The organism is Sulfurimonas sp., from assembly GCF_027056685.1.
Lineage (GTDB): Bacteria > Campylobacterota > Campylobacteria > Campylobacterales > Sulfurimonadaceae > Sulfurimonas.
Map to the genome: position 1 here is coordinate 1 of NZ_JALUKE010000001.1, position 1,729 is coordinate 1,729.

The window sequence follows — 1,729 nt, forward strand, 5'->3', positions numbered from 1 at the left end:
AAACAATGATGGTTACAAGTGCCCAAGTCTCTTTTGGATCCCAACTCCAGTATCTACCCCAAGACTCATTTGCCCAAACACCACCAAGAAAGTTTCCAACTGTAAGCATTGCAAGACCTATCATAAGACTCATTTCATTGATTGCGTTTAACTCTTTTATAGAGAGTGAAATTTGCCTGTCATTCTTCTCATTTTTTGCGATGAACAGAAGTAGCGTAATAAACCCAAGCAAGGCACTCAAACCTAAGAAACCATAACTAGCAGTAATCATAGAAACATGTATGCTTAACCAATAAGAGTTGAGTACAGGCACAAGATTTGTGATTTGAGGGTTCATCCAACTTAAATGTGCAACAAACAGAATCAGACCTGCTAAAATAGAAGTCGAAGCGAGTGTAATTGGTGACTGCTTAGAGAAAATAAAACCAGCCAAAACTGTTGCCCAAGCGATATAAGTCATAGACTCAAATCCATTTGACCAAGGAGCATGTCCTGAAATATACCAACGAAGAGCAAGCCCTAAAGTATGTGCTAGGAAGAAAATTCCCAAAAGTCCTAAGGCAGATTTTGTAATAAATGTCATTTTAAACTGTGGTTTTAAGATTTTAATAAAACTAAGAACAAGTAAAACAAAACCAACTATGAAATACAGAGGCCAAAGAATTTCAAATATATTTGAATGGTTATAGAAAATTTCTGCTTTTATTCTACTTGCTTTTGGATAAACAGCGGCACCATACTTTTTCTGATATGCTGCAATTTTATCAAGTGCTGCATTACTCTTAGACCAATCACCACTTTTTAGTGAAGCATCTACTGAAGTAAAATAATTTACAGCAAGATTTCTTACACGCTTACTATTTTGAGGTGAAAACTTTTTCAATGCTTCTATTGTTGCATACCATTTGTTATTTACATCATTTGGTTTTGGCCAGATTTTTAGAAGTGAACCTGTAAAAACCATATAAACAACATTCACTTTTTCATCAATCTTTAGTGCGGCTTTATCAAGTCTTTCTCTATCTTTTGGAGCTTTTCTTGAAGCCTCATCAACTAACTTCATAAGCTTATAGCCACGCATATTTTCAGGATCTTGAAAAAATTGTGCAAAAGAGGCATATTTTGCATCTTTTGCAATACCTATTATTTTATTAATATTTTCATTCCCTGTTCTGATTAACTTTATATTTCTATAAATATCAGGACGCATCATCATTCCTAAAAGTACTTGATCTGCATTAAGTGTTTTATCTCCAACCTTTAGAGTAGCACTTCTATGAATCTTTGCAAGAACTTCAATGGCAAGTGTATCTATTGGTTTCATTCGCCCTTTTGTATCTTGCACAACTAATTTAGAAAACTTTTTCGCATGCTCTTTAGGAAAAGACAAAATCGTTTTTATTGACGGATCTAAACTATCTGCATGCACCGATGGAGTTATACTAAGTAAAACTCCCATAGCAAGCAATGCAGGAATAGCTTTCGCTTTTGCTGCATCTTTTGCTTTTTTTGAAAGACGAGAAAATCTATGTTTTCTTGAAAAAAGTGTCCAAAACAGTCCAAATGCTAAAAGTGCATATCCAATATATGTTGGAAGTGTTCCTGGATCATGATTTACTGACAACACGGTTCCTCCTTCATCCATATCATAAGAAGATTGGAAAAATCTATAATGTTTATACTCTAAAATATGATTCATATAAATCCTATATTTTTCATGAAAATTATT

At 33.8% G+C, this 1,729-nt stretch carries 1 protein-coding gene; it reads right to left on the reverse strand.

The features are described from left to right. Positions 1–1,699 (reverse strand): cytochrome c biogenesis protein CcsA (gene ccsA / locus MVY38_RS00005; RefSeq protein WP_297482007.1); only part of this gene is annotated, 1,699 nt, incomplete at its 3' end. Between the last annotated feature and the right edge of the window lie 30 nt (positions 1,700–1,729).